This is a genomic window from Psychroflexus sp. S27 (genome assembly GCF_002810405.1).
GTDB classification, from domain to species: domain Bacteria; phylum Bacteroidota; class Bacteroidia; order Flavobacteriales; family Flavobacteriaceae; genus Psychroflexus; species Psychroflexus halocasei_A.
This window is the reverse complement of sequence record NZ_NEXQ01000023.1, coordinates 276,443-302,322: the sequence shown is the minus strand read 5'-3', so window position 1 is coordinate 302,322 and position 25,880 is coordinate 276,443. Positions and strand designations below refer to the sequence as shown.

General features: G+C 34.7%; 22 protein-coding genes. 9 read left to right on the top strand and 13 right to left on the bottom strand.

Features of this window, described 5'->3' with window-relative positions:
- Positions 1–5 precede the first annotated feature (5 nt).
- The 5 genes from CAP47_RS07715 to CAP47_RS07695 all read right to left on the bottom strand — a co-directional run bounded on the left by CAP47_RS07715 (position 6) and on the right by CAP47_RS07695 (position 6,515).
- A complete protein-coding gene (locus CAP47_RS07715) occupies positions 6–896 on the bottom strand; it encodes a bifunctional 5,10-methylenetetrahydrofolate dehydrogenase/5,10-methenyltetrahydrofolate cyclohydrolase (RefSeq protein WP_093243917.1) in 891 nt (296 codons plus the stop codon).
- A 34-nt stretch (positions 897–930) separates the two neighbouring features.
- Positions 931–2,259, bottom strand: a complete 1,329-nt coding sequence (gene ffh, locus CAP47_RS07710) for a signal recognition particle protein (protein ID WP_093243913.1) — start codon at positions 2,257–2,259, stop codon at positions 931–933.
- A 133-nt stretch (positions 2,260–2,392) separates the two neighbouring features.
- Positions 2,393–2,899 (bottom strand): inorganic diphosphatase, encoded by a 507-nt coding sequence (locus CAP47_RS07705; protein ID WP_093243909.1) that lies wholly within the window; start codon positions 2,897–2,899, stop codon positions 2,393–2,395.
- 77 nt (positions 2,900–2,976) lie between these two features.
- The gene (locus CAP47_RS07700) at positions 2,977–5,469 is read right to left on the bottom strand and encodes a DUF5686 and carboxypeptidase-like regulatory domain-containing protein (RefSeq protein ID WP_100776091.1); all 2,493 of its coding nucleotides are present in this window, start codon (positions 5,467–5,469) and stop codon (positions 2,977–2,979) included.
- Between the two features lie 65 nt (positions 5,470–5,534).
- Positions 5,535–6,515 carry a pyruvate dehydrogenase complex E1 component subunit beta gene (locus CAP47_RS07695; protein WP_100776090.1) on the bottom strand — a complete coding sequence of 327 codons (981 nt, stop codon included), beginning with the start codon at positions 6,513–6,515 and terminating at the stop codon, positions 5,535–5,537.
- Between the two features lie 156 nt (positions 6,516–6,671).
- Between CAP47_RS07695 and CAP47_RS07690 the strand changes: the two genes are divergently transcribed.
- The 8 genes from CAP47_RS07690 to fabD all read left to right on the top strand — a co-directional run bounded on the left by CAP47_RS07690 (position 6,672) and on the right by fabD (position 13,934).
- A complete protein-coding gene (locus CAP47_RS07690; protein ID WP_093243898.1) occupies positions 6,672–7,418 on the top strand; it encodes an electron transfer flavoprotein subunit beta/FixA family protein in 747 nt (248 codons plus the stop codon).
- A 12-nt stretch (positions 7,419–7,430) separates the two neighbouring features.
- Positions 7,431–8,399, top strand: a complete 969-nt coding sequence (locus CAP47_RS07685) for an electron transfer flavoprotein subunit alpha/FixB family protein (protein WP_100776089.1) — start codon at positions 7,431–7,433, stop codon at positions 8,397–8,399.
- A 96-nt stretch (positions 8,400–8,495) separates the two neighbouring features.
- Positions 8,496–9,101 carry a bifunctional nuclease family protein gene (locus CAP47_RS07680; protein ID WP_100776088.1) on the top strand — a complete coding sequence of 202 codons (606 nt, stop codon included), beginning with the start codon at positions 8,496–8,498 and terminating at the stop codon, positions 9,099–9,101.
- 3 nt (positions 9,102–9,104) lie between these two features.
- On the top strand, positions 9,105–10,793 hold the full coding sequence (locus CAP47_RS07675; protein WP_100776087.1) for a NupC/NupG family nucleoside CNT transporter: 1,689 nt from the start codon (positions 9,105–9,107) through the stop codon (positions 10,791–10,793).
- A gap of 24 nt (positions 10,794–10,817) precedes the next feature.
- The gene (locus tag CAP47_RS07670; protein ID WP_100776086.1) at positions 10,818–11,642 is read left to right on the top strand and encodes a thymidylate synthase; all 825 of its coding nucleotides are present in this window, start codon (positions 10,818–10,820) and stop codon (positions 11,640–11,642) included.
- 2 nt (positions 11,643–11,644) lie between these two features.
- A complete protein-coding gene (locus CAP47_RS07665) occupies positions 11,645–12,142 on the top strand; it encodes a dihydrofolate reductase (protein WP_100776085.1) in 498 nt (165 codons plus the stop codon).
- Between the two features lie 2 nt (positions 12,143–12,144).
- A complete protein-coding gene (locus tag CAP47_RS07660; RefSeq protein ID WP_100776084.1) occupies positions 12,145–12,984 on the top strand; it encodes a fructosamine kinase family protein in 840 nt (279 codons plus the stop codon).
- A gap of 65 nt (positions 12,985–13,049) precedes the next feature.
- The gene (gene fabD / locus CAP47_RS07655) at positions 13,050–13,934 is read left to right on the top strand and encodes an ACP S-malonyltransferase (protein WP_100776083.1); all 885 of its coding nucleotides are present in this window, start codon (positions 13,050–13,052) and stop codon (positions 13,932–13,934) included.
- Positions 13,935–14,012: 78 nt separating this feature from the next.
- Here the strand turns inward: fabD and CAP47_RS07650 are convergent, their stop codons facing one another.
- Both CAP47_RS07650 and CAP47_RS07645 read right to left on the bottom strand, forming a co-directional pair.
- Positions 14,013–14,870, bottom strand: coding sequence for a mechanosensitive ion channel family protein (locus CAP47_RS07650; RefSeq protein WP_100776082.1), 858 nt, complete (start codon positions 14,868–14,870; stop codon positions 14,013–14,015).
- 93 nt (positions 14,871–14,963) lie between these two features.
- Positions 14,964–16,079 (bottom strand): DUF2914 domain-containing protein, encoded by a 1,116-nt coding sequence (locus tag CAP47_RS07645; protein WP_100776081.1) that lies wholly within the window; start codon positions 16,077–16,079, stop codon positions 14,964–14,966.
- Between the two features lie 199 nt (positions 16,080–16,278).
- Here CAP47_RS07645 and CAP47_RS07640 point away from each other — a divergent pair, with 199 nt between their 5' ends.
- The gene (locus CAP47_RS07640) at positions 16,279–16,890 is read left to right on the top strand and encodes a hypothetical protein (protein WP_100776080.1); all 612 of its coding nucleotides are present in this window, start codon (positions 16,279–16,281) and stop codon (positions 16,888–16,890) included.
- Between the two features lie 456 nt (positions 16,891–17,346).
- Here CAP47_RS07640 and CAP47_RS07630 read toward each other — a convergent pair whose 3' ends face one another.
- The 6 genes from CAP47_RS07630 to CAP47_RS07605 form a co-directional block, all read right to left on the bottom strand.
- On the bottom strand, positions 17,347–18,966 hold the full coding sequence (locus tag CAP47_RS07630; protein WP_192869968.1) for a T9SS type A sorting domain-containing protein: 1,620 nt from the start codon (positions 18,964–18,966) through the stop codon (positions 17,347–17,349).
- Positions 18,967–19,293: 327 nt separating this feature from the next.
- Positions 19,294–20,925: a helix-turn-helix transcriptional regulator gene (locus CAP47_RS07625; RefSeq protein WP_100776077.1), complete on the bottom strand. Its 1,632-nt coding sequence runs from the start codon at positions 20,923–20,925 to the stop codon at positions 19,294–19,296.
- A 165-nt stretch (positions 20,926–21,090) separates the two neighbouring features.
- Positions 21,091–21,711, bottom strand: coding sequence for a hypothetical protein (locus CAP47_RS07620; RefSeq protein ID WP_153043506.1), 621 nt, complete (start codon positions 21,709–21,711; stop codon positions 21,091–21,093).
- A gap of 17 nt (positions 21,712–21,728) precedes the next feature.
- Entirely contained in the window at positions 21,729–23,834 is a 2,106-nt protein-coding gene (locus CAP47_RS07615) for a thiamine pyrophosphate-dependent enzyme (RefSeq protein WP_100776075.1), read from the bottom strand.
- 103 nt (positions 23,835–23,937) lie between these two features.
- On the bottom strand, positions 23,938–24,267 hold the full coding sequence (locus CAP47_RS07610) for a GxxExxY protein (RefSeq protein WP_238140999.1): 330 nt from the start codon (positions 24,265–24,267) through the stop codon (positions 23,938–23,940).
- An 89-nt stretch (positions 24,268–24,356) separates the two neighbouring features.
- Complete coding sequence (locus tag CAP47_RS07605; protein WP_100776074.1) at positions 24,357–25,679, bottom strand: dihydrolipoamide acetyltransferase family protein; 1,323 nt, start codon at positions 25,677–25,679, stop codon at positions 24,357–24,359.
- Positions 25,680–25,880: the final 201 nt, after the last annotated feature.

Genomic DNA, 25,880 nt, shown 5'->3' with positions numbered 1-25,880 from the left:
GTTTTTTAAGAATTTTGACGTATACGATGAAGTTCGCGTGCCAAAAGCGTGTTTTTTAATAACATCGCAATTGTCATTGGTCCGACGCCGCCAGGAACAGGCGTGATATGTGATGCTTTTTTACTCACATTTTCGTAATCAACATCACCAGTAATTCTGTAACCTCTTTTCTTAGTTTCATCAGGCACACGTGTAATACCGACGTCAATCACAACAACATCGTCTTTCACCATTTCAGCTTTGAGGAAGTTTGGTTTTCCCAGTGCAGAAATAACAATATCAGCTTGACTGATAATTTGTGTGATATTTTTGGTGTGACTATGCGTTAAAGTAACAGTTGAGTTTCCAGGAAAGCCTTTTCGTCCCATCAAAATACTCATCGGTCTACCAACAATGTGACTTCTTCCAATCACAACTGTATGTTTTCCGTTAGTCTCTACATTGTAGCGCTCAAGTAATTCTAAGATTCCAAATGGCGTTGCTGGAATGAAGCTTGTCATATCCAATGCCATTTTACCGAAGTTTGTTGGATGGAAACCATCAACATCTTTATCAGGATCAACAGTCATCAATACTTTTTGCGTATCGATTTGTTTTGGTAAGGGTAACTGAACGATAAAGCCATCTATATCATCATCTTCATTCAATTTTTTGATTTGCTCTAAAAGCTCAAGCTCACTGATTGTGCTCGACAATTTGACTAAAGTCGATTTAAAACCAACGCGTTCGCAAGCTTTAACTTTACTGTTCACGTAAGTCATGCTAGCACCATCATTTCCAACTAAAACTGCTGCAAGGTGAGGCACTTTTTCATTTTTAGCAATCATTTGATCGACATCAGCCTTTATCTCATTTTTGATGTCGTTACTTACTTTCTTTCCGTCTAAAATTGTCATGTTATGTTGTGTTATGTTGTTTCTTCGGGAGTTGCTACTTCATATTCTTCATCATTTGCATCATTTTTTTACCACCACCGCCTTGCATCATCTTCATCATTTTACTCATTTGAGTAAACTGTTTTAAAAGCTGATTCACTTCTTGAACTGAAGTTCCTGAACCTTTTCCAATTCTTCTTTTACGGCTGGCGTTAATCACATTAGGATTTGAGCGTTCATCTGGCGTCATTGAGTGAATAATTGCTTCAATATGCTTAAAAGCATCATCATCAATATCCATGTTTTTCATCATCTTGCCAGCACCTGGGATCATTCCCATCAAATCCTTCATGCTTCCCATTTTCTTGACTTGCTGGATTTGCTTTAAGAAATCATCAAAACCAAATTTGTTTTTCGCAATTTTCTTTTGAATCTTTCTCGCTTCCTCTTCATCATATTGTTCTTGTGCTCTTTCAACAAGAGATACGACATCACCCATTCCCAAAATACGATCGGCCATACGTGATGGATGGAAAACATCAATCGCATCCATTTTCTCACCAGTACCGATAAATTTGATCGGTTTATCAACTACTGATTTAATAGAAATTGCAGCACCTCCACGCGTGTCACCATCAAGTTTTGTTAGAATAACACCGTTAAAGTCAAGCACATCGTTAAAGGCTTTTGCTGTATTAACAGCATCTTGACCCGTCATGGCATCAACAACAAAAAGTGTTTCTTGTGGTTTAATGGTTTGATGAATTTCAGAGATTTCATTCATCATTTGTTCATCGATTGCTAAACGACCAGCGGTATCGAGAATGACGACATTGTGTCCGTTTTCTTTTGCGTGAGCAATGGCTGCTTCAGCAATCTTTACTGGATTTTTCTCCTCTTTATTTGAAAAAACATCAACATTAATCTGCTCACCAACAACGTGAAGCTGATCAATCGCTGCAGGACGGTAAACATCACATGCAACTAATAATGGTTTTTTTGTCTTTTTGTTTTTAAGAAAGTTTGCAAGTTTCCCTGAGAAAGTTGTTTTACCAGAACCCTGTAAACCAGACATCAAAATAACACTTGGCTGACCGCTTAAATCAACACCTTCAGCATCACCGCCCATCAATTCGGTCAATTCGTCTTTCACGATTTTGACCATCATTTGGTTTGGTTTTAATGTATTCAATACATCTTGCCCTAGTGCTTTTTCTTTTACCGTGTTTGTAAAATTCTTTGCAATTTTAAAGTTCACATCGGCATCAACTAAAGCTCTTCTGACTTCTTTTAATGTTTCTGCTACATTGACTTCAGTAATTTGTCCATGTCCTTTAAGAACGTGAAATGCCTTATCTAACTTATCGCTTAAACTATCAAACATAATCTTAAATTGATTTTGAGCGCAAAAATACGGATTTGTATTCTATTTGCGAAGTTTTTAAAAAGGTTATTAATCAAAAAACCACCGTCGTGATGAAGGTGGTTTATTATCTCTTAAAAAATTAACTTTAATCTTAAATACTAAAGTTATTTTTTACTTTATCGCTCTCTTCGTAACGCTTAATCGCTTTTTCGACAAGCTCTTTTGCTTCATTTTCGTCTCCCCAATCACCAATTGTAACTTCTTTATCTTCTAAATCTTTGTAAACAGTAAAAAAATGCTTGATTTCTCTTGTTAAATGTGGATTGATATCTGAAAATTTCTGGATTGCCTCAGACATTGGATCATCAATTGGCACACAGATAATCTTCTCGTCTGGTCCTTTCTCATCTGTCATGTGTAAAACACCAACTGGTTTTACTTCAGCAACACAACCAGGGATGACTGGATTTGTAAAAAATACTAAAACGTCAAGTGGATCTTTGTCTAAAGCTAATGTTTCTGGTACAAAACCATAATCAGCTGGATAAATCATTGATGTATGTAACATTCTGTCAAAACGAATTCTTTTGGTATCAAAATCAAATTCGTATTTATTTCTACTTCCTCTTGGAATCTCTATAAAAGCGTCAAAAGTCATATTTCTGTAATTAAATTATATGAAAAAATATAGGCTTGCAAAATTAAGAAATCTTTAGATATTAAAGTCTTTTTAACTTAAAAATAAAAACCGAAACCGCCAGTCATTCCAAAATTTCGAACATCTGGTAGTGACCTGTAGTTTCCTCTGAAGTGAAAATCGAGTCGGAAAATTCTAAAAATATTGCCAACACCAAAGCTATACGACCAATAAGGCTTTCTGTCTGGCGCAACCAAAACAGGGTTTGTAAACGAAGCATTGAGTGCTTTATTTTCATCTGACAACTCGCCATAAACTGCTCGAAAGCTAATAATTTCACGTAAATCTAAATCTCTTAATCCCGGAATTCTTGAAAATAAACGTCCATTGAAGTTGTGTTCCATGTGCAAACTCACATAAGAATCTGTCACAAACTCATAGTAATCTAATAAAGGAAAAGTTCCTAAAATCGAAAATAAAGTTTGGTTTCCAGGAACAACATCTAACAAACCAAGCGGGACTTCTCCATAGGTTTTACCGGCTTCAAAGGTGGATGTAAATTTACCAAAACCTCCAACTTGAATCGGCTGACGATAGAAAAACTGAACTTTATCATAATCAAAATCACTTCCGAATGGCCCTGACATTCCATGTGAGAAATTTAAAAATAACTCCGCATAATCTTCATCATTCAGGACAAACTGCTCTACTCCATAACCCGTTGTTTTCCGACCAGGTGTATATTTAATGAGTGTGGAAAACTCGGTTTGTTTGGTCACTTTAGAAATTTCTGTTTGCGCTTCATCCTCGTAATAAGCAATGCTAAAATCCTTTGAAGCTGACTCTAAGGTTCTGTAAGTTGACCCAAATCGCACTTTAAAATTTTCGAATGGCTCAAAAGACAAAGCCAAACTCGTCAGATTAATATTCGTTAAACTCGAGTTAGAGCCGACTGTTAAGACTGATGACGACGCTAAGCTTCGCCCAAGTACATCTGATGTATTGGTTAAGCTTGCACCGAGTTGCTCAACGTCACGCCGGTTTCCGCCTTCAATAGTTAAGCGTGTTGGGATATCAATTAAATATTTTGCAGAAGCGCCATATTTGAATTTATCATCTTTAAAACCGTAAGCCAAAAAGCCTTGTAATCTAAATCTGTCATTCTGGCTTTGGTATGTTCTTCCACCAGCTCGTAATCTTACACCTTCAACATCATTAAATCCAAAAGTTGAAAAAACTGGACCGTAATCCCAGCCATCAAACTCCCAATAATTCGTTGCCAAAACAGTACCTATACTGTAAATACGTTTAAAAGCATCTACTGTTTTAAGCGTGTCAAGCATTTTATAAACTTGGCGTTCATCTTTATTTAAAGATTCCATTCTGTTTTTATCCCAGAATTCATCTTCTCTGAAATAGACACTATCGTTATATATTTCAGATTGGTTTTTATAGAATTCTTTAGGTCTATCAACATCAAATTTATAATGATCGTAAAGCGTTGTTCTTTTTCCATAAACGCCACGCGACTCTTCTTTTTTTCTAAAAGTAAAATCCGTCATAAAGTGATCTCGTGTAATCAGGAAAATAGAATCATTAAGCACATCGAATTCTTGTTCAATATAAACCTCTTTTACCCAGTTAATATTGGCGCCTTTATTCATCGTCATATTGATTTCCTTGATCGCCCAAGTTGTATCATTCACCCAGAAATCACCTTTAAAAGTCAGTTCGCCTTTTCGACGCGGATAATAAACAATTTTATAGCAATATTTATCGCCAATGTAAGCTGAATCTGACAATACATAATTGTAATTATCAATTCCAGTTCTTGACAGTGGACTCACGAAACTTTTATCAAAAAATTTGATATAATTATTATAAATATCGTAATCGTTATAGAGATCCTTGATATACTGAATCAAGCTTTGGTTGTCGCTAAAACCTGAGTTTTTATTTCCTTTTAAAACTTCTTTCTTTTTATTATAAACATTTGAGCCATAAACTTCTGAAAGTGCTTCATTCAGAAAAATTGGTAGATATGTTTTACCAGTCACAGCATTAGTATCAACTTGATCAAAAATAAACTCCATTCCTTTGAAAATCTTAGAATTGATCAATGAACTGTCAATGGTGTTGATGTCAAATTCGAGTTTTTCATATTTGTCGTACTCATAATAATCAAATTGCTTGACACCGTTTTGACGTTTATTTTCCCATATTTTACGAAGGATATCGATGGCGGGATTATTCTTCTTAGAAGTTTTACCACTGTAAACAATGACTTCCTGAAGTGCCTCAGAGTCACTTGGTAAAGTAATTTCCAAATTATAAATTGAAGATTTTATCAACTTTATATCTTGGGTTTTAAAGCCAACAAAAGAAACCCTTAGTAAACTGTATTTTTTATCAGATTCCAAATAAAACTTTCCGTTTTCGTTAGTGATTGTTCCTATATTAGAATCAACCAAAATAACATTGGCATAAGGGACTGGCTCTCCATCTTCGTCAAAAACACGGCCACTCACTTTTGTTTGAGCGAAGCTAACGACAGAAAAAAGGAGTGTAAAAAAAACAAGAAATTTCTTCATATAAAGTAAAAAGCTTCATTTACAAGCGAATGCAAATGAAGCTTAAAAATTTGAAATATTATAATTTAAATATATAAAACTTTCTTCACTGCCTTGATAACATCATCACTATTTGGCAACCATTCTTTTAATAAGTTAGGAGAATATGGTGTAGGTGTATCAGCGGTATTTATTTTAACAATAGGAGCGTCTAAATAATCAAAAGCTTTATCCTGAACTTGATAAGTAATTTCGGTTGACACATTTCCGAAAGGCCAAGCTTCTTCTAAAATAATCAAACGATTTGTTTTCTTAACCGATTTGATGATGGTTTCCATATCTAATGGACGAACTGTTCTGAGATCAATAACTTCACAAGAAATATCATTTTCTTCAGCTAATTGATCAGCAGCTTTATAAGCTTCTTTGATAATTTTACCAAAAGAAACAATTGTCACATCACTTCCTTCTCTTTTAATATCAGCTTTCCCGATAGGAATTGTGTATTCTTCTTCAGGCACTTCACCTTTATCTCCATACATCTGCTCGCTTTCCATAAAAATAACAGGATCATCATCACGGATTGCAGATTTCAATAAACCTTTAGCATCGTAAGGATTTGATGGAACAATCACTTTAAGGCCTGGCGTATTTGCATACCAACTTTCAAAAGCTTGAGAGTGCGTTGCGCCTAATTGTCCAGCTGATGCTGTTGGTCCACGAAAAACAATAGGAATATTAAATTGTCCGCCTGACATCTGACGCATTTTAGCAGCATTATTGATAATTTGATCGATACCAACCAAAGAGAAGTTAAAGGTCATGAACTCGACAATCGGTCGGTTGCCATTCATTGCCGCACCAATACTAATACCTGTAAAACCAAGCTCAGCAATTGGTGTATCAATCACACGTTTAGGACCAAATTCGTCCAACATACCTTTTGAAGCCTTATAAGCACCATTGTACTCAGCAACTTCTTCCCCCATTAAATAAACAGATTCGTCTGCTCGCATTTCTTCGCTCATGGCTTCCGCTATAGCTTCTCTAAATTGGATTGTTCTCATTATGCTTTTAAACTTTTAATTTCTTGAATTGACAAAAATACTAATTCAATTGTCGATTTGCTAAAAGATTTTTAGAAATATTTATTATGCATGCATAGGAAATTTAGTCTAAAAAATTTATATTCGCAGAAGTAAAAATGATAAAATCTTTTTAAGATGAAAATATTAGTATGTATAAGTCATGTTCCTGATACAACTTCAAAAATAAATTTCACGGAAGATGACACGAAATTCGACACAAACGGTGTTCAATTTGTGATCAACCCAAATGATGAATTCGGCTTAACAAGAGCTATGTGGTTTAAAGAAAAACAAGGCGCTAGCGTTGATGTCGTCACTGTTGGTGGCAAAGATACAGAGCCAACTATCCGTAAAGCTTTAGCAATTGGTGCTGACACTGCAATTCGTGTTGATACTGAAGCTTTAGAAGGCTTTCAAGTTGCAAAAGAATTGGCAAAAGTTGCAAAAGATGGTGGTTACGACTTAATTATTGCTGGACGTGAATCTATTGATTATAATGGTGGAATGGTTCCAGGGATGTTAGCAAAATTAATCGACGCTAATTTCATCAATACCTGTGTAAGTTTAGAAGTTGATGGTGATAAAGCAACTGCTGTCCGTGAAATTGACGGCGGTAAAGAAACTTTAACCTCAAGCCTTCCATTAGTGATTGGCGGTCAAAAAGGTTTGGTTGAAGAAAGCGATTTGAAAATTCCAAACATGAGAGGAATTATGATGGCGCGTAAAAAGCCTTTAAATGTTGTTGAACCTGTTGGAGCAAACTCTCAAGCTTCGACTAAAAAGTTTGAAAAACCAGCTCCAAAAGGAGATATCAAAATGGTTGATGCAGACAACATTGACGAACTCATCGACTTATTACATAACGAAGCGAAAGCTATTTAAATCCAGAAAATTATGTCTATTTTAGTTTATACAGAAACAGAAAACGGTCAGCTTAAAAAATCTGCATTTGAAGTTGCTTCTTATGCAAAAGCTGTTGCGGACCAACTTGGCGAAAAGGCTGTAGCCGTCACAATAAACGCAGAATCAACTGACGAACTTGCCAACTATGGTATTGATAAAGTTTTAGAAGTTAAAAATGATAAATTAGCTAAATTTAGTGCTGATGCTTACGCAGAAACATTAAAAAATGCAGCAAAGCAAGAAGGATCTAAAGTTGTTGTTTTGAGTCAAAGTGCCAACGCTAAATATTTAGCGCCACTTTTAGCTGTTGATTTAGAAGCAGGTTACGCTTCAAACGTTACTGAACTTCCTCAAACAGACGGTGGTTTTACTGTTAAAAGAACAGCCTTTACAAACAAAGCATTTAACCAAACCTCAATTGACACTGATGTTAAGATTATCGGTTTATCAAATAATGCATTTGGTTTAAAAGAAAATAAATCAGAACTCGAAAAAGTTGAATTTGAAGCGCAAGTAAGCGATGAAAATTTCGGCATCAACATCGAGTCTGTAGATAAAAATACTGATAAGGTAAGCATCGCCGATGCAGAAATTGTTGTCTCAGGTGGTCGTGGCTTAAAAGGCCCTGAAAACTGGGGAATGATTGAAGAATTGGCTGAAGTTCTTGGCGCAGCAACTGCTTGCTCTAAACCAGTGAGTGATATGGGTTGGAGACCACATGCTGAACACGTTGGACAAACAGGAAAGCCTGTTGCATCTAATCTTTACATCGCAATCGGTATTTCAGGTGCAATTCAGCATTTAGCAGGTGTCAGTGCTTCAAAAACAAAAGTTGTTATTAATAATGATGATGAAGCTCCATTCTTTAAAGCTGCTGATTACGGCATCGTAGGAGACGCTTTCGAAGTTGTTCCAAAATTGATAGAAAAACTCAAAGAATTCAAAGCGAATAACGCATAATTTTCATAAATTGTGCCCTTCTAAAGGGCAATCTAAATAAATGCCTTTTTATTTAGATTGCCCTTTTTTTATTATAGGTCATCAAGAGAACAAAGAATGGAATTAATTACGCTCAACATCAAAGGAATTTCTTACAGCCAAACGCAAACTGGTGCTTATGCATTATTGTTAAGCGAAGAGGACGGAAAAAGGCAACTTCCTATTGTTATTGGTGCTTTCGAGGCACAACCAATTGCGATTGCTTTAGAAAAAGAGCTAAAACCTCCCAGACCTTTAACTCACGATTTATTTAAAACCTTTGCAGATCGGTTTCAACTTACAGTCACTAAAGTCATTATCCACAAATTAATCGATGGTATTTTTTATTCAAGTTTAATTTGTAAAAACAAAGATACTGAGGAAGTGATAGATGCCAGAACCAGTGATGCCATCGCATTAGCCTTGAGATTTAACGCACCGATATATACTTATCCCAATATCTTAGATAAAGCAGGAATTGAACTTCAAAAATCAACAATGAAAGAAAGGCAACAAGAACAACAAGAGGTTGAAGATGTTGATTACTTTGAAGAAGAATCTTCAGAAAACGAGTTTACACACCTAAGCCAAAACCAACTCAACGAACTGTTGGATAAAGCTGTTAAAGATGAAAACTACGAGAAAGCTGCAAAATTAAGAGATGAGATTTCGAAAAGAAGTTAATATATGAAGAATATTTTTTTAAGCTTCGCTTTGATTTTAGCAAGCTTTAGTTTTGGACAAAGCATCTCAGGAAACTGGGAATTAGAATCAAATAATGATTCTCTCGCAAAACAATTACAATTAGATTTTGAAAAATCGGAAATTGTAAGTTTTGAAAAAAAGAATAAAAGTTTTCAGACAAGTTTCAGGCTCGAAAACGATTCAATTTATTTTGAAAATCCAATTAATGGCCTTTCGCATCAGGCTTATAAGATTGATCAAAAAGGCTCTGGTCTCCAGATATCAAACAATACAGAAAGTTTAGGTTTTATCAAAACACCTGAACTTCAAAAAATCCCAGCGCAAGAAGATGATGAAGCTGCTGCGAACATAAGAGAAACAATTCCACATCAGGGTTTTAGCTTTAACAGCTTATGGCGTGGCGTTTTAGGAATGATCAGCATCTTATTTATTGCTTATTTATTTTCATCAAACAAAAAAGCCATCAACTGGAAAACAGTTGGCGCTGGCTTAACAGCGCAATTGCTTCTTGCCATCGGTGTTTTAAAAATTGGATTTGTTCAAGCGGCTTTCGATTTTGTCGGAAATATTTTCGTGAAAATTTTAGAATTTACAGCAGCAGGAAGTGAGTTTTTACTCGGCGGCTTGATGGATGTTGAAAGCTATGGATATATCTTTTTATTCCAAGTGTTACCAACCATCATTTTCTTCTCAGCATTAACTTCCCTCCTATTCTATTTAGGCGTTATTCAGATTGTCGTGAAAGGAATGGCAAAAGTCTTGACAAAAGTTTTAGGCATATCTGGTGCAGAAAGTTTGAGTGTTGCAGGAAACATTTTCTTAGGTCAAACTGAATCTCCTCTGATGATTAAAGCCTATCTAGAACGCATGACAAGATCTGAAATATTGCTTGTGATGATTGGCGGAATGGCAACTGTTGCTGGTGGAGTTCTCGCAGCATACATCGGTTTTTTAGGTGGCGATGATCCTGTTGCGCGTTTGGCTTTTGCAAAACATTTATTGGCAGCTTCAGTGATGGCAGCACCTGGTGCCATTGTTGTTTCAAAAATACTTTACCCGCAACAAGACAAGGTGAATCCTAAAGTTGAAGTTTCAGTTGATAAAATCGGATCAAATATGCTTGACGCAATAGCCAATGGTACAACTGAAGGTTTAAAGCTTGCTGCCAATGTTGGTGCGATGCTACTCGTATTTGTCGCTTTAATTGCGATGATTAATTACGGCCTTGGTGTCGTTGGTGATTGGACATCCTTAAACGGACTCATCGCTGAAAATTCACCTTACGAAGGTTTCTCTCTTGAAGCTATTTTAGGAACTGTCTTTGCGCCACTTATGTGGCTTATTGGTGTTGCCAAAGAAGATGTGATGCTCATGGGACAACTTCTCGGAATCAAACTAGCAGCCAGCGAATTTGTTGGCTATATTCAACTTGCTGAACTTAAAGATGCTTCAAATGCAATTAGTTTAGGCTATGAAAAATCAATTATCATGGCAACTTATATGCTTTGTGGATTTGCCAACTTTGCTTCTATCGGTATTCAAATTGGCGGCATTGGTTCATTAGCGCCAGGACAAAGAACAACATTATCAGAATTTGGATTTAAAGCTTTAATCGGCGGAACTTTAGCCTCATTAATGTCTGCAACAATTGCAGGAATGATCATTGGGTAAGGTTCATATTTAATAATAATTCTTATGAAACAATATCACGATTTAATAAAACATGTTCTTGAAAATGGCACTGACAAAGGTGACCGAACAGGAACTGGAACGCGAAGTGTTTTTGGCTATCAAATGCGTTTTGACTTGGCTGAAGGTTTTCCTTTAGTCACAACAAAAAAAATCCATGTTAAGTCTGTTACTCATGAATTACTTTGGTTTTTAAAAGGTGATACGAACATCAAATACCTGAAAGAAAACGGTGTTAGAATCTGGAATGAATGGGCGGATGATCAAGGAAATTTAGGGCCTGTTTACGGTCATCAATGGCGCAACTGGAACAGCGAAGAAATAGATCAAATCAAAGAATTAATAGACACTTTAAAGAAAAATCCCAACAGCAGACGCATGCTGATTTCGGCATGGAACCCGAGTGTTTTACCAGATACTTCACAGAGTTTTGCTGAAAATGTCGCTAATGACAAAGCTGCTTTACCACCATGTCATGCATTCTTTCAGTTTTATGTGGCTGACAATAAACTCTCATGTCAGCTTTATCAACGCAGCGCAGATATTTTTCTGGGCGTGCCTTTCAATATTGCATCTTACGCTTTATTAACAATGATGATCGCGCAGGTTTGCGGTTTTGAATACGGTGACTTCATTCATACTTTTGGCGATGCGCATATTTATAATAATCATTTTGAGCAAGTGAAACTTCAGCTTTCGAGAGAACCTAAAGCTTTACCAAAAATGGAAATGAATCCTGATGTTTCCTCTATTTTTGATTTTACATACGAAGATTTCACTTTAAAAAATTACGATCCTTACCCATTAATAAAAGGTCAAGTTTCAGTTTAGTTATGACAAAACTTATCTCCATCGCTGCCATTGCAGAAAACAACGCCATTGGTAAAGACAACACTTTGATGTGGCATTTACCAAATGATTTCAAACATTTTAAAAAAACAACATCTGGGCATTACATTATCATGGGTCGCAAAACTTTTGAGTCCTTTCCAAAACCTTTGCCAAATCGCACTCACGTGATTATTACACGACAAGAAGATTATCAAACCGACGATTCTCATATTGTTGTTGATAGTTTAGAAAAGGCAATAAATGCTGTTCCTACACAGGAAGAAAAAGCATACATAATTGGTGGTGGCGAAATTTATAAACAAGCGATGGAAAAAGTTGATGAACTTGAAATCACAAGAGTTCATGCAGACTTTGATGATGCTGAAACTTTTTTTCCTGAAATCAGCGACCAAAAATGGAAAGTTATCAAGGAAGAATTTCATGCTAAAGATGAAAAACATGATTACGCTTTCACCTATCAAACTTTCAAAAGAGTTTAATTATGCGTGAGCTCCTCACAAAAATAGCTCAAGATGCAAGAATAGAATTGCGCTCAGCAAAACAGCTACACGGCGGAGATATCAATCAAACATATCTATTAGAAACAACTTCAGAAAAACTTGTGATTAAAATCAATCGCAAACATCGTTTTCCTGACATGCTTCAGCGAGAAGCTAATGGCTTAGAAAAGCTTCGAGAAACGAACACTTTTTATATTCCTAAAGTTTTCAAAGTTGGTGAGCATCATCAATTTCAATATTTGATTTTAAATTATATCAATTCACATCAAGCATCAGATTATTCTAAATTTGGTCAGCAATTGGCAGAATTACATCAGCACAGCAAAGATGATTTTGGCTTAAATGAAGACAATTACATCGGCCAATTAAAGCAAAGCAACTCAACTGAAACATCAGCCGTTGACTTTATGATTAACCAACGCCTATTACCTCAACTGAACTTGGCACTTCAGAAAAAGTACGATCTTAAACATATTGATCCTTTTTTAAAAAACATTGAAAAACTGATTCCTGAACAAAAATCAAGTTTAATTCATGGCGATTTATGGTCAGGAAATTATTTATATTCAAGAAAAGAAGGTTTTTGTTTAATTGATCCTGCCATTTCATATAGCCTCAAAAATTTTGATCTTGCAATGATGAAACTTTTCGGTGGATTTTCAGAAGAAGCCTTTAAAAGTTACTATGAACTTCTGCCAGAAGCGCGGGAAGAAAAAGATCATTTAGATGTTTACCAGCTTTATTATTTACTCGTCCATCTCAATTGTTTTGGTCAAGCTTATTTTTCAAGATGTCAAGAAATTATTTCTAAATACGCCTGATTAAAAATAAAATTGGCATAAAGTAAGAAACTGACTACATTTGCTTTTGATAAAACAAAGAATTTATGAAAGCATACGTTTTTCCAGGTCAAGGTGCACAATTTTCAGGAATGGGATTAGATCTCTATGAAAAGTCGCCAGAGGCTCAAGAATTATTTGAAAAAGCAAATAAAATATTAGGTTTTAATATTACAGATATCATGTTTGAAGGCTCTGCAGAAGACCTCAAGCAAACAAAAGTGACACAACCTGCCATCTTTTTGCATTCAGTGATTTTAAGTAAATTGATGGGTGAGGATTTTAAACCAGATCTTGTTGCTGGACATTCTTTAGGAGAATTTTCAGCGCTTGTGGCTAATGGAACTTTATCTTTTGAAGATGCGCTAAAACTTGTTCATAAAAGAGCGCTTGCCATGCAGAAAGCTTGTGAAAATCAGTCATCAACGATGGCTGCTGTTTTGGGCTTAGAAGATGAAATTGTTGAGGAAACTTGTAAAACACTAGATGGTGTCGTCGTTCCTGCTAACTATAATTGCCCAGGACAGTTAGTTATTTCTGGAGAAACTGAAGCTGTAGAAAAAGCTTGTGAAGTTTTAAAAGAAAAAGGTGCAAAACGCGCCATGTTGCTTCCTGTTGGTGGTGCTTTCCACTCTCCACTAATGGAACCTGCACGAGAAGAATTAGCAAAGGCGATTGAGGAAACAACTTTTAACCAACCCAATTGTCCTATTTATCAAAATGTGACAACAACAGCTGTAACAGACCCTGAAGAGATTAAAAAGAATTTAATCGCGCAGCTTACAGCACCTGTCAAATGGACACAAACCATGAAGCAGATGCTTGAAGATGGTATGGAATCTTATACAGAAGTTGGCCCTGGAAAAGTTTTGCAAGGCTTACTTAAAAAAGTAGATCGCCGCTTCCCAACATCAAGTGCAAGCATAGAATAAGTTTTAGAAATAAAATTAAAAAACCGCAGCTTTGAAAAATTCAATTCTGCGGTTTTGTTTTTTAGAATTGTTTATGTCTCATTCCTTCTGATTTTCTTGAGGGATAATTTCAGCTTGAAATTGGTTGGCTTCAATTTTTTGTTTTGGAATAGGAATTTCAATACCTTCATCATCTAAAGCTTTTTTAACAGCCTCAAGTTGATCCCAATACACATCCCAAAATATTTCTGATTTTGTCCAGCAACGCGCTGTAATCACTAATTGATATTCGCCTATTTTATCAAGCCAAGCATCAGGTTCTGGATCTTTCAATATATCGGGATGTTTGTTTAAAGTTCTCAATAAAATTTCACGAATGCGACCCATATCTTCACTGTAATGAAACTTCAAGTCAAGTTCAACACGTCGATAAGGATTCATACTTCTGTTATCAACATCGCTGTTAGAAAGATTACCATTTGGCATGGTGACGATACGACCATCGTAAGTTTTGACACGTGTGTAGAGAATATCAATTTGTTGCACAAAGCCCAAAACACCATTCACTTCAATTAAATCACCAACTTTAAAAGGTTTAAATACCAGAATTAAAACACCTCCGGCAAAATTTGACAAACTCCCTTGTAATGCAAGACCTATAGCAATACCTGCGGCTCCAAAGATTGCGAAAAAAGATGATGCTTTTATACCAATGATGGAACCAATTATAAAAATTAAGACTCCCCAGAGAATAAAAACAGAGAGGCTTTCTATAAAAGTTTGTAATGATAATTCTGTTTTAGATTTATTGAGCAATTTTTTAAGAGAACGCATCAATATCTTGATTGCAAACATCCCTATCATAAAAGCGATAATTGCATAAATAACGCGTGGGCCTATATGTAATAATAATTCTATAAAATCATCTTTAAGATGTATCCAGAAGTTTTGATCCATCAACTTATAGCTTTAGTGTGATTTCACAATATATAACATTAAGGAACACTTTAATAAAGTATTCTTTTTAAATTTAAGTAAAGATTGGTTAAATTAAAATGTTTTTTGAATTAAGCCTTTAGGCTGAAGTGAATTATCAAAGATGACATCAAATTCAATCACCCCTAAAATCAATTCTTCCTCAGTAATAACTTCAACCTCCCAGAGGCCTTCTTTCATGTTTTGTTTATAAGTATAACCACGAAAACCTTCACCTCTACCTCCAGTGATGTTGTAGCCAATATCTTCTATCAATTCCCATTCATCAGTTTCCTTATTAAACCATTTCCACCGATGAAAAATCTTTTTTTCGATTTCTGTCGGTGCAAAAATAGAAGTAAAAACATAAACTTTTTCGCCTGGTGATGTTATAAATTTCAATCGATGATCTCGCCAAAACACGTACCAATCATCAGTTTCATAAGTGACGGTATATTCTTGACTAACTTTTTCAACATGATGTGCTGCCATTCCATCTTCAAGAGATAGTGGAACAGGCGGAATTAAATTGAAGAAATAAAAAATATTAATCATCAGATAAATACCAAAAATAAAACTCAGAATTTTCTTAAGCTTCACCTCTGCTCTTGTACTCGGACTCCGATAATAAATTGTCATTAAAAGTAAGAGGGTCAAAATCAAACTCACTAAACCAGAAAAAATAAAAACACCAGTATTCATCATCTTGACAAACACAGGAATTATAAATGTAAAAAAGGTAAAACTGACAAAAAAATAAACACTAAACTGAAGATATTTATTTGAGATTCGCTTTCTTAAAAACTCATTGGCAATCAATAAACCAACAAGAATAACAAAGAAAAATATGGTTTTGGATAAGGAAACACTTCTAGAAAAATAAATAACAAAAGCACTGGAAAGCGCACCAAAAAAGAACTGAATGGCTAATGGAAAATAAAGCTGAAATCGCTCTAAAAAAGTGTTTCTCCACTTCCCATCATCAGCTAAATTATAGAGATACAAAACGACTGTTAGCGAAGTCATGTGCAAGCACAAAACAACCAAATCGTACATACGATCAATGCGTCTGAGCGTCAGGGAATCGAAAATAAATCCGCCAATGAAAAATAAAAGCGGTGCATATTTTTGATGTTTTCTTACAAACTGCCTAAAACGACTTTTTCTGTATGTTTCTAAAACTTTATTCATCCGTGCTTAAACAAAGCTTAAAAATAGAAAAGTTTCAATTGACTCAGCGAATTCTATTTCAATATTAAATGTTTTTTTGATTTACAACAATTTTGAAGAATAAATTTTTACATATTAAAATAAAATATTAATAATAATATGTTTTGATATTAACTTAAATTAGTATTAATTTGATAATACAAATATTTATTAACGACTCATGAAAAAAACACTTATTTTAATCAGCTTTGTCGCATTTTTAGCAAGCTGTAAATCTGTAACTAAAACGCTTTATGGCGTTAAAAATCCAAAAATAGAAAGCATTGCTAGCACGCAAAAGTATTTAGTTAAAAAAGGGATTGACACAACAAATACAATTATTTTCAAAGATCTTATGAGTTTTGCTATCGCATCAAATACAGACTTGCTAGCTATACCAGATGCGATGTTTTTTAACTCAAATGGAGAATTTGTCCCTTATAAAGAGTCTGCCGAAAGTTGTAATGCTGACGTTGATAGCTTTCTAAGTGACCTCAAAAGCATTAACAATAAAGAAACTAATTCTTCCTTAACATTAAATAAGTTGAATTCACTTTTAAAGCATACCAATGGAAAGCCTCTTCAAATTAATAGAGATCAAGAAGTTTATGTTTTTATCACTTGGTCAAAATATGCTGGTAGAATCAATAAAATCAAAGCATTTGCTTGGATAGATTTAATTGAGAAGGCAAAAGAAGAAAATTTAAAAGTCAAATATTATCTCGTCAACTGTGACTTGCAAGAAAGTTGGGAAATGACAGATGAGCAAATTGAGGGTCTTACTGAGTCTTAAAATAAAACATCATATCGAATGAAAAGAAATCAACAAATCATTATACTCATCATATCTTTGCTAGCCTTAATTGGTGTACGCTTAGATCAATAACTATGCATACGATGATCATTCTTACAATTTAAAAGAAGAGATGTTAACCGAAATAAAGTAAACTAACTTTTTAAATTTGCTGATGCCTTAATGATCGCTTCCTTCAAAGCTTGATTGTTTTTTGCGACCAATCTGTATTGTTTGGGGCTGTCATTTAATCTGAAACTCAAAGCTAAGCCAGGTTTTGCACTGAAGAACTCGTGACCTTTTAAATCATATTTCCAACCTAAACCATAATACCAAGGCAACTTCACTTCCGTAAAACTATCAGGGTCAATATTTTTAACAGCAATACCTAGATAAATTACTAAAAAAGCTATCTTAATTAAGATAGCTTTTAATAAGTAATAAATTTTAAAAAGATTATTTCTTAATCAGCTTTATACTTTTAGATATTTTATTTTCTGTTTTAATCTTCATGATATAAATACCATTTCTCCAACTTTGCACATCTATTTTAATCGTCTTGTTCCCAGGAAATGACTTATTGAACACTTGTTTTCCCAACATGTTGTATATACTAACTCCCTTAATATTTGTTGTACTGTTGAGAGTAATTTCATTTTGCACAGGATTCTTATAAGTAAACACGGCCTGATCAAAATCTTTAGTATCCAATGTTTCATTCATAACATTTTGTGCATATACTTTAGATCCGTCTCCTTTATCTTCAACAAACACAGCTACGCTCTGGTTATTTACTGGAATAGTGTATTGAACCCTTCTTTTATTTGCTGAAAAAGCAGCAACAGAGATAGTCTCTTCTGTCCAAGCAAAATCTCCATTTTCATCAAGATGCACTGAATTTAAAGTGGTTGGAGTTGCTCCCCCATTATCCTCTCCTTCCTCGTTAAGAAAAAGCGGGCTACCGTTCTTTAATTGAAGACCGCCAGCGTGCACTTTATCAGAGCCGATTGGAAACACAACTTTTGCATTATCAGTAAATTGTCTTGTGCCTGTTTCTTTATCAAATTTCTGAACATATTCTCCATATTGATCTTCGGCCTCATTAGAAAAAGTAGATATAGCCCAAACGTACTGTGAACCAGGCTCAAATGCTATTTGTGTATCTAGCTCATAGTCGGTTTCTTCTACATCAAAATCTGCTCCATTGATGCCCCAAGGAATCGTTCCATCTGGATTTATGCGTTGAACGTAAGAATCAAAACGTATAGCAACAGATGCAAAATACCCCATATAAATTACATCGCCATCTTGTACTCCTGTATAAGAACGGTTATACACCGTTGCTCTGTCAGATAATTGAGTAGCTTTTGTCCACATTGGATTACCGTCAATGTCATAACGCTGTGCCCAAAGGTTTGAATTTTCACCAAAAACCAAGGTATGAAAAACCGCAACATAATCACCATTTGAAAGTTCAAAGAAATTAGCAGGAGATGTAAACTCAGCTCCTGATTCTATAGGTTTGGTAGATGGCCAAACTGCTCCTCCAGTACTATCATATTTTTGCATTACCGCACCAGTAGAAGCTATCCAGCTTACAATTACATTTCCACTAGAAAGAGGTAAGACAGTAACCACATTTCCATTACCAACGTTAAGACCATTCGAACCCCACAAATGATTTCCTTCAGTATCCATTTTGAAAGCATACGCTGGCTCACCTGCATCTTGACCAGTTCCAGTAACACCTATATATAAATTATCATCATTATCAACAACTATATTCCATATTACAGTGTATGTATTCATTGGTATCTGGTCGCTTACCAAAACTCCATCTGAACCAAGCATTTGATTGCCATTTGCATCCAAAACTTGCATTCGTAATTCTATATTGACGGGAGCTTCCACATCTTTCCAAAATACAACATAGGTCATTCCATCGGAAGTACCTTTGGCTTGCATATCTAATGCTTCAGATTGTGCAACTAGTGTATTTTCTGCTATATCGGTTGTCCATTGCGCTTGCGTAATAAATACCGTTAAAAATGTAAAACAAGTAATAATTGATTTCATAAGTTTCATATTAATTAATTTTAGTTTGATTTCGGTTTAGTGTTTTCATTCAAGGCTTTGATAAGTTTCTTTAAAGCATTTTTTTTTTCTTTACTATTTGCTAATAGCTCAGTCAATTTGTCTTCTTTATTTATCATTATAATTTAAAATTTGTTTTGTAGTTCAAAACCGATTCAAATATAGATTATGCTTTAAAGTAGAAAGAAAAATTTGCCCTACCAAAATCACTCATGCCGTAAAACCCATCACAACAGCAGCACTCATAATTATATAAGATCATGAAAATCAGAAGTTTAGTTAAAGTGTTTTTATAATAAAATAGAAATATTATCTATTTAAATTAGATAAGTAAAATGATAAATCTGTATTAGAATGAGTTATAGCTAACTTTTTTCTTAAGCGCGTTCGTGCATTTTCTACCGACTTAGGAGTTTTGCCCGTAATTTGTGCTATTTCTTTAGAGGTGAGATTTAATTTTAGTAATGCACATAAGCGTTTATCGCCAGCAGTTAATTCAGGATGTTTAATAGACAGATTTTCATAAAAAGACTCGTGTACTCGTTCAAAACGCATTTCAAATTCTTCCCAAATATTACTATTGCCATCTCGTTTTAAGCGTTTAGCAATAAAATCTATTGCTTGTTGGGTTTCCTTTTTAACGACTCTACGTTTTACTTTCTTTAAATCTAACAGTATTTCTTCAATAATTTCGGTACGATGTATTTCTATCATCGCTTTTCCTATAAGTTCTTTGTTTTTAAGCTGAAGATTGGAGTCTAACTCTCGTTGTTTCGAAAGCGCCAATTGCTTTTCTAACTTCGTGCTTTTCAATTTATTGCGAAATCTAACTACCAACATACTTAATAGTAACAATATGGCTAATAAACTCAAAACCAAAACGTAATTTCTAAACTTTCTTTTACTATCTTGTAATTTACGTATTTCTTCTTTGGCTTTATATTTTTGTTCTACTTTAATTTTTTCGAGGTTAGCTGTTTTTTTTTCTAAATCGAGACTATCTCTTACGCTCTCATACTCTTGAAAATAATACGCAGAATTTTTATAATCTTCTTTCTGTAAGTAGGATTTATAGAGCGTTTGTAATGCGGCTTGATTTTCAAAGCTAAACTCTTTTTCTATTAATGCTAGATTTGCTTTTTTGGCGTAAGCAATGGCTGTATCTAGCTGATTAGTTTTTTCGTAATAAGTAGAAATAGTATTATAAATCCATCCTAAAGATCGCGCAGATGCGCCCGTATCTTTCTCTATATAACTAGCTGACAGCAGAAAGTGCTTTTCAGCTTCCCCTAAACTATCCTTAAAAAAGTAAGCTCTTCCCATATTAGCATTAAGGTAGGCCTTAAGATGCATCTCTTTCGGGACTTTATCTAGTATTTTTTTTGCTTTCTGAAAATAATAATTAGAAGAGTCTATTTGTGAATCCAAATAGCTGCTACCCAAGTTATTTAACAATTTAGCTATAAGAATTGTATCTTTTTCTTTTTTAGCATACGTATGCAATTTTTTAAAATAGAAACGAGCTTTTTCTAACTCATTTATCCTACCATAAGTAATGGCTATATTTTGTTCTAATTCTACGCTAGACTTGCTAGGTGCATTCTTCTTATAATAATCGTAAGCTTTTAAATAATACTCTAAAGCAATATCTAAAGCGTCCTTACCAAAAAAAAGATTTCCAGCTTCGTGGTTATAATTAGCAACAATTTTATCTGAGCCAGACTTAATCGCATTATTTTTAGCGACCTCTATATAATATAATGTTCGATCCCAATCATCATCTTTCAATAAAGATGCAATCGTCAAGCTTATATCTGTCTTCTCGTGATATGTTAGAGCTTTAACTAGACTGTCCATTAAAAGATCTGTCGAATCTTGAGCTATCGCCTTTGAAAAAAAAGTTAAATTTAATAAGAGAATAAAAATAAACTGGCGAATCATCTATAATGTTTGTATTTAAAACTACAAATTTTTAATAATTTAAAACACTTTTAACTATTAAAATCAACTTAGGAATCAAGAAAAACAAGAATATGGAAAATGGTATGACGATCAACCATATCACTTGCTTTTCTTGATAAATTGCTTTCATAATAGCAAATGTATTTAAAACCGATAGTTTTTATATTTTTCAGCATTGTTTTGAAACAGAATCTTTGATTTATCACTTGGCTTACCATCTTGAGAATTTTCGAGTAATGATGGGTTTGACGGATAAGAATTATTGTTATAAACCAATTCTTTTAAGTTTCCTTCAGAATAAACTTCCAAAACTGACCATCCATTTTTCATTTTATGACTCACATAAAATGGTGTACGTGTTACAGTAAATTTTGTGACAAGTTTTAAATCAGAAGTTAATAACAACAATTGGCATCCGCCTGTTCCACAAAAATAAGGTGTTTTAAAATTGACAAAAATTTCATTCTCACCATCCCTATTTAAATCGATTTCATGGATTTGAAATTGCTTATCTTCTTTGTCAATCGCACGTAAATCTGCATCATTTAAAAAGTCAGATTCTAAATATGCTTTTATTCTTTCGCCTAATTCATCATTCTCAGCTTTCAAACCTTTTATTTTTGTTTTCTCTGTAGTCTTAGAAGGTTCTTTTTCCTTTCTTTCAGAATTTTGAGTCTTCCCATTTTGACAAGAAATCATCATTAAGCTAAAAAATACAAGTATTAAAGTGGATTTTACAGTCTTAAATTTCGGAAAATATATCATTCTTATTTTGTTTTAAACTAATAATCTAACATCACTTCAATTTTCTTTTTCACTTTTTCTGTAGAAGGAATCATGCTTTGCTCTAAAGTTGAATTTAACGGAATGGCAGGCATATTTTCAGAACCAATTGTCATCACTGGCGCATCAAGATATTTAAAGCATTCTTCTTGAATTTTTCCAGATAAAGCTCTTGCAAAAGTATTATCAGAAGGCTCTTCAGTGACAACTAAACATTTTCCGCATTTCTTGACAGATTTCATAATCGTTTCTTCATCTAAGGGATGTAGAGTTCTCAAATCAACAACTTCAATTTGGTCTTGCATTCCTAATTCTTCTGAAGCATTCATTGCCCAATGCACGCCCATTCCATAAGTGATAATGCTTAATGTTTCTTTATCTTCTTGCTTCCAAATTTCTTGTAAAACCCAAGCTTTCCCGAAAGGCAAAACATAATCTTCACTCGGCTCTACCGAAGTGGCGCCCTTTGTTCCTGGCACTTTACTCCAATACAAACCTTTGTGCTCAAAAATCACAACTGGATTCGGGTCATAATAAGCCGCTTTCATCAAACCTTTTAAATCAGCGCCATTACTTGGATATGCGATTTTGATGCCGCGTATGTTGCTCACCACACTTTCAACCGAAGATGAATGATAAGGACCGCCGCTGCCATAAGCACCAATTGGCACACGTAACACCATAGAAACCGGCCATTTTCCATTAGATAAATAACAGCTTCTGCTCACTTCTGTAAACAATTGATTGAGGCCAGGCCAAATGTAATCTGCAAACTGAACCTCAACAATAGGTTTTAAGCCAACTGCTGACATTCCGACTGTTGAGCCGATAATGAAAGCTTCTTGAATTGGCGTATTAAACACACGATTATCGCCAAACTTTTGTGCTAAAGTTGCTGCTTCTCTAAAAACACCGCCCAATCTGCCACCAACATCTTGGCCATAAAGCAAGCATTCTTTATGCTTTTTCATGAGTTCTTCAATGCCAAAAAGTGCACAATCAACCATCACTACTTTTTCAGCGCCTTCTGGCGAACGCTCACCTTTTTCTTCAGTAATTGGCGTCGGTGCAAAATCATTCGTAAATAAATCTTCAGGCTTAGGGTCTTCAGCTTTTAAGGCTTCATCAAAATGTTCTTTCACTTTAACGCGAGCCAAAGCTTCAATCGCTTCAATTTCATCCTCAGAAAAATCATTTTCAGAAAGTAATTTTTTCATTTTCGGATAAGGGTCACGCGTTCTGGCTTCTTCCAAATCGTCGCGATAAAATTCCATACGCACACCAGATGTGTGGTGGTTTAATAATGGTACTTTCGCATGAATCAACATTGGTCGGCGTTCGTCCCTAATTGTTTTGATGGCATCTTGTACTGTTTGATAACTTTCTTCAAAATCAGTTCCGTCTATAGAAATCGCCTCTAAGCCTTTAAATCCTTTGGCATATTCTGCAGCACTTTGTGCTCTTGTTTCAGCTTCATTGGCAGAAATATCCCAGCCATTATCCTGAACAACGTATAAAATAGGTAACTTTTTGAGAACTGCCATTTGGAATGCTTCTGCCACCTCACCTTCCGTCACACTCGCATCTCCTAAAGAACAGACGACGACAGGTGATTTGCCATTAATCAAATCTTCCTCATGTCCCATATCTTTAAAAAAGGCATATTTTTCGTCATCCTTAAAAAGGTCGCCGCCTTCTCTGTAATGCATTCCTAGAGCGACACCAGTTGCAGGAATGGCTTGCATACCTGTTGCTGAACTTTGGTGAGGAACTTTTGGTTTATCAGCATCTTTTACACTTGGATGAGAATAATAAGTTCGTCCGCCTGAAAAAGGATCATCTTTTTTGGCTAAAACTTGTAGCATTAAGTCTTTAGGTTGCATGCCGATAGAAAGTAAAATTGAATCGTCTCTATAATAAGGAAAGACATAATCTTGCGGTAAAAGCTGCATTCCTACAGCAATCTGAATAACTTCATGGCCACGAGAGGTTGCGTGAACATATTTTGAAACTGTTTTAAAATTCTCTTCGTATAAATCTGTTAAAGCTTTCGCCGTACAGAGATTTGAAAAAGCTCTTTTAAGTATTTTTTTATCTATTTTCATTTTTCTTTATCTTCTATATTTTTCACGCAAAAACCGCTAAGGCTTTCGCTAAGTTCGCAAAATCAACTTTATAGATTGTTAACAATACGGTGAATTCCGCTTTTTAACAATTTTGTATTAAAGTTAATTTCATATTTGATAATTTTAGATAAGTCAAGGTTTGAGCAAAGTGAACAGGAGCCAAATTTTCTAAAGATTTTATTTCGATAATGACTTTATTTTCTACTAGCAAATCTAGACGATAACCAACATTCATTTTAACTTCTTTATATATAAAGGGCATTGGAGTTTGTTGTTCAACTTTCAAACCAAGCTCACGTAAATCATAACACAACGCATTTTCGTAAACTGATTCTAGCAGGCCAGGACCTATGCTTTTATGCATATTTAAAGCAGCTCCTATAATTTTATATGAAAGTTCGTTTTCTGTCAAAATTATTTTTTTTGCATTCTTGATGCGTTTTTGATTGTAAACTTTGCGTTTTATACTTTGCGGACTTTGCGTGATTTTATTTTTTATAATTAATAATTAGATCGATTAAAATCTTCAAAGTAATCTGCTACACTTCTTAGAAAACTTCCGCCGAGGAAACCATCAACCACACGATGATCGAAAGATAATGAGAGATACATCATGCTTCTGATTTCAATTTTATCGCCTTCTTCATATTCCATCACTTCAGCGCGTTTTTTGATAATTCCTGTTGCTAAAATGGCAACTTCAGGCTGATTGATAATTGGTGTTCCCATCAAGCTTCCGAAAGTTCCCACATTTGAAATTGTGAATGTGCTTCCGCTTGTTTCATCATGCTTAAGTTTATTTTCTCTTGCCTTTTCAGCTAAAGCATTCACTTCTTTTGCAATCGTTTTTAAATCCTTTTGATCGGCATTTTTCACAACTGGCACAATGAGGTTTCCACTAGGTAAGGCCGTTGCCATACCAATATTAATCTCTTCCTTTTTAATGATGTTTTTACCATCAACACTGACGTTAATCATCGGGAAATCTTTAACAGCCTTTGCGACTGCTTCAACGAATAATGGTGTAAAAGTCAATTTCTCTCCGTATTTTTCTTGAAAAGCTTTTTTGTTGGCATTTCGCCAATTCACCATATCTGTCAAATCTGCTTCAACATAAGCAGTGACGTGAGGCGAAGTGTGTTTTGAATACACCATGTGATCGGCGATCATTTGTCGCATACGATCCATTTCGATAATTTTGCCTTTGCCCTTGTCAAGTTTCAAGTCGGGCACCTGGAAACCGTTTGTTTCAGTTTGAGGTTGTGCAAACTGCGCTGGTCGACCTTCTTCTATATATTTAAACACATCGCTTTTGCGTAAACGTCCGTCATGTCCTGTTGCAGGAATCCGTGCCAATTCTTCATAACTGATATGATAATCAATCGCAATATTCTGAATTAAGGGCGAAATGTAGGTGTTTTGATTTTTATGAAGTGTATAACTTTGAGAAGTTGAAGTTGAAGCCGAATTTGAAATTGTTTTCTTTTCCGTCGGTTTAGATTTTTTTGATTCTGCCTTAGTTTTTTTTGTAGAAACCTCTTTCGGTTGGTCTGATTGATCTTCAGAAGCTTCAATTTTAGCGATAACTTCACCAACTTTGACAATTGAATCGGCTTCTGCTAGAATATTTTTTATCGTTCCTCGAACCGGTGACGGCACTTCAGAGTCAACTTTATCAGTGGCAACTTCAAGAATAATTTGATCTTTTTCAACCTCATCACCTTCGCTGACTAACCAATTGATAATTGTTCCTTCAGTGATACTTTCACCCATTTTAGGCAATTTAAATTCCCATATTGATGGAGATTTTTTTTCTTCACTCATTTTATATTTTTTTACTTACCAAGAATTTTTCAATTCTTTAAGGTCAATGATTCATTTTGATCTTCAATTAAGCAAGAAAACTTACATTATTAAGAAGTTAATTTCTGATTTACTTGAATTGGATTGCTAACAAAAATAACATTTTAAGCCTATTTCTAAAGGATTCTTATTTGAATTCCTAAGCTTTAACAATAGTCATTA

What these genes read in the sequence shown, in the direction of transcription:
- CAP47_RS07715 (WP_093243917.1), bottom strand. Translation starts at nt 896, where the DNA reads ATGACAATTTTAGACGGAAAGAAAGTAAGTAACGACATCAAAAATGAG.
- ffh (WP_093243913.1), bottom strand. Translation starts at nt 2,259, where the DNA reads ATGTTTGATAGTTTAAGCGATAAGTTAGATAAGGCATTTCACGTTCTT.
- CAP47_RS07705 (WP_093243909.1), bottom strand. Translation starts at nt 2,899, where the DNA reads ATGACTTTTGACGCTTTTATAGAGATTCCAAGAGGAAGTAGAAATAAA.
- CAP47_RS07700 (WP_100776091.1), bottom strand. Translation starts at nt 5,469, where the DNA reads ATGAAGAAATTTCTTGTTTTTTTTACACTCCTTTTTTCTGTCGTTAGC.
- CAP47_RS07695 (WP_100776090.1), bottom strand. Translation starts at nt 6,515, where the DNA reads ATGAGAACAATCCAATTTAGAGAAGCTATAGCGGAAGCCATGAGCGAA.
- CAP47_RS07690 (WP_093243898.1), top strand. Translation starts at nt 6,672, where the DNA reads ATGAAAATATTAGTATGTATAAGTCATGTTCCTGATACAACTTCAAAA.
- CAP47_RS07685 (WP_100776089.1), top strand. Translation starts at nt 7,431, where the DNA reads ATGTCTATTTTAGTTTATACAGAAACAGAAAACGGTCAGCTTAAAAAA.
- CAP47_RS07680 (WP_100776088.1), top strand. Translation starts at nt 8,496, where the DNA reads ATGGAATTAATTACGCTCAACATCAAAGGAATTTCTTACAGCCAAACG.
- CAP47_RS07675 (WP_100776087.1), top strand. Translation starts at nt 9,105, where the DNA reads ATGAAGAATATTTTTTTAAGCTTCGCTTTGATTTTAGCAAGCTTTAGT.
- CAP47_RS07670 (WP_100776086.1), top strand. Translation starts at nt 10,818, where the DNA reads ATGAAACAATATCACGATTTAATAAAACATGTTCTTGAAAATGGCACT.
- CAP47_RS07665 (WP_100776085.1), top strand. Translation starts at nt 11,645, where the DNA reads ATGACAAAACTTATCTCCATCGCTGCCATTGCAGAAAACAACGCCATT.
- CAP47_RS07660 (WP_100776084.1), top strand. Translation starts at nt 12,145, where the DNA reads ATGCGTGAGCTCCTCACAAAAATAGCTCAAGATGCAAGAATAGAATTG.
- fabD (WP_100776083.1), top strand. Translation starts at nt 13,050, where the DNA reads ATGAAAGCATACGTTTTTCCAGGTCAAGGTGCACAATTTTCAGGAATG.
- CAP47_RS07650 (WP_100776082.1), bottom strand. Translation starts at nt 14,870, where the DNA reads ATGGATCAAAACTTCTGGATACATCTTAAAGATGATTTTATAGAATTA.
- CAP47_RS07645 (WP_100776081.1), bottom strand. Translation starts at nt 16,079, where the DNA reads ATGAATAAAGTTTTAGAAACATACAGAAAAAGTCGTTTTAGGCAGTTT.
- CAP47_RS07640 (WP_100776080.1), top strand. Translation starts at nt 16,279, where the DNA reads ATGAAAAAAACACTTATTTTAATCAGCTTTGTCGCATTTTTAGCAAGC.
- CAP47_RS07630 (WP_192869968.1), bottom strand. Translation starts at nt 18,966, where the DNA reads ATGAAATCAATTATTACTTGTTTTACATTTTTAACGGTATTTATTACG.
- CAP47_RS07625 (WP_100776077.1), bottom strand. Translation starts at nt 20,925, where the DNA reads ATGATTCGCCAGTTTATTTTTATTCTCTTATTAAATTTAACTTTTTTT.
- CAP47_RS07620 (WP_153043506.1), bottom strand. Translation starts at nt 21,711, where the DNA reads ATGATATATTTTCCGAAATTTAAGACTGTAAAATCCACTTTAATACTT.
- CAP47_RS07615 (WP_100776075.1), bottom strand. Translation starts at nt 23,834, where the DNA reads ATGAAAATAGATAAAAAAATACTTAAAAGAGCTTTTTCAAATCTCTGT.
- CAP47_RS07605 (WP_100776074.1), bottom strand. Translation starts at nt 25,679, where the DNA reads ATGAGTGAAGAAAAAAAATCTCCATCAATATGGGAATTTAAATTGCCT.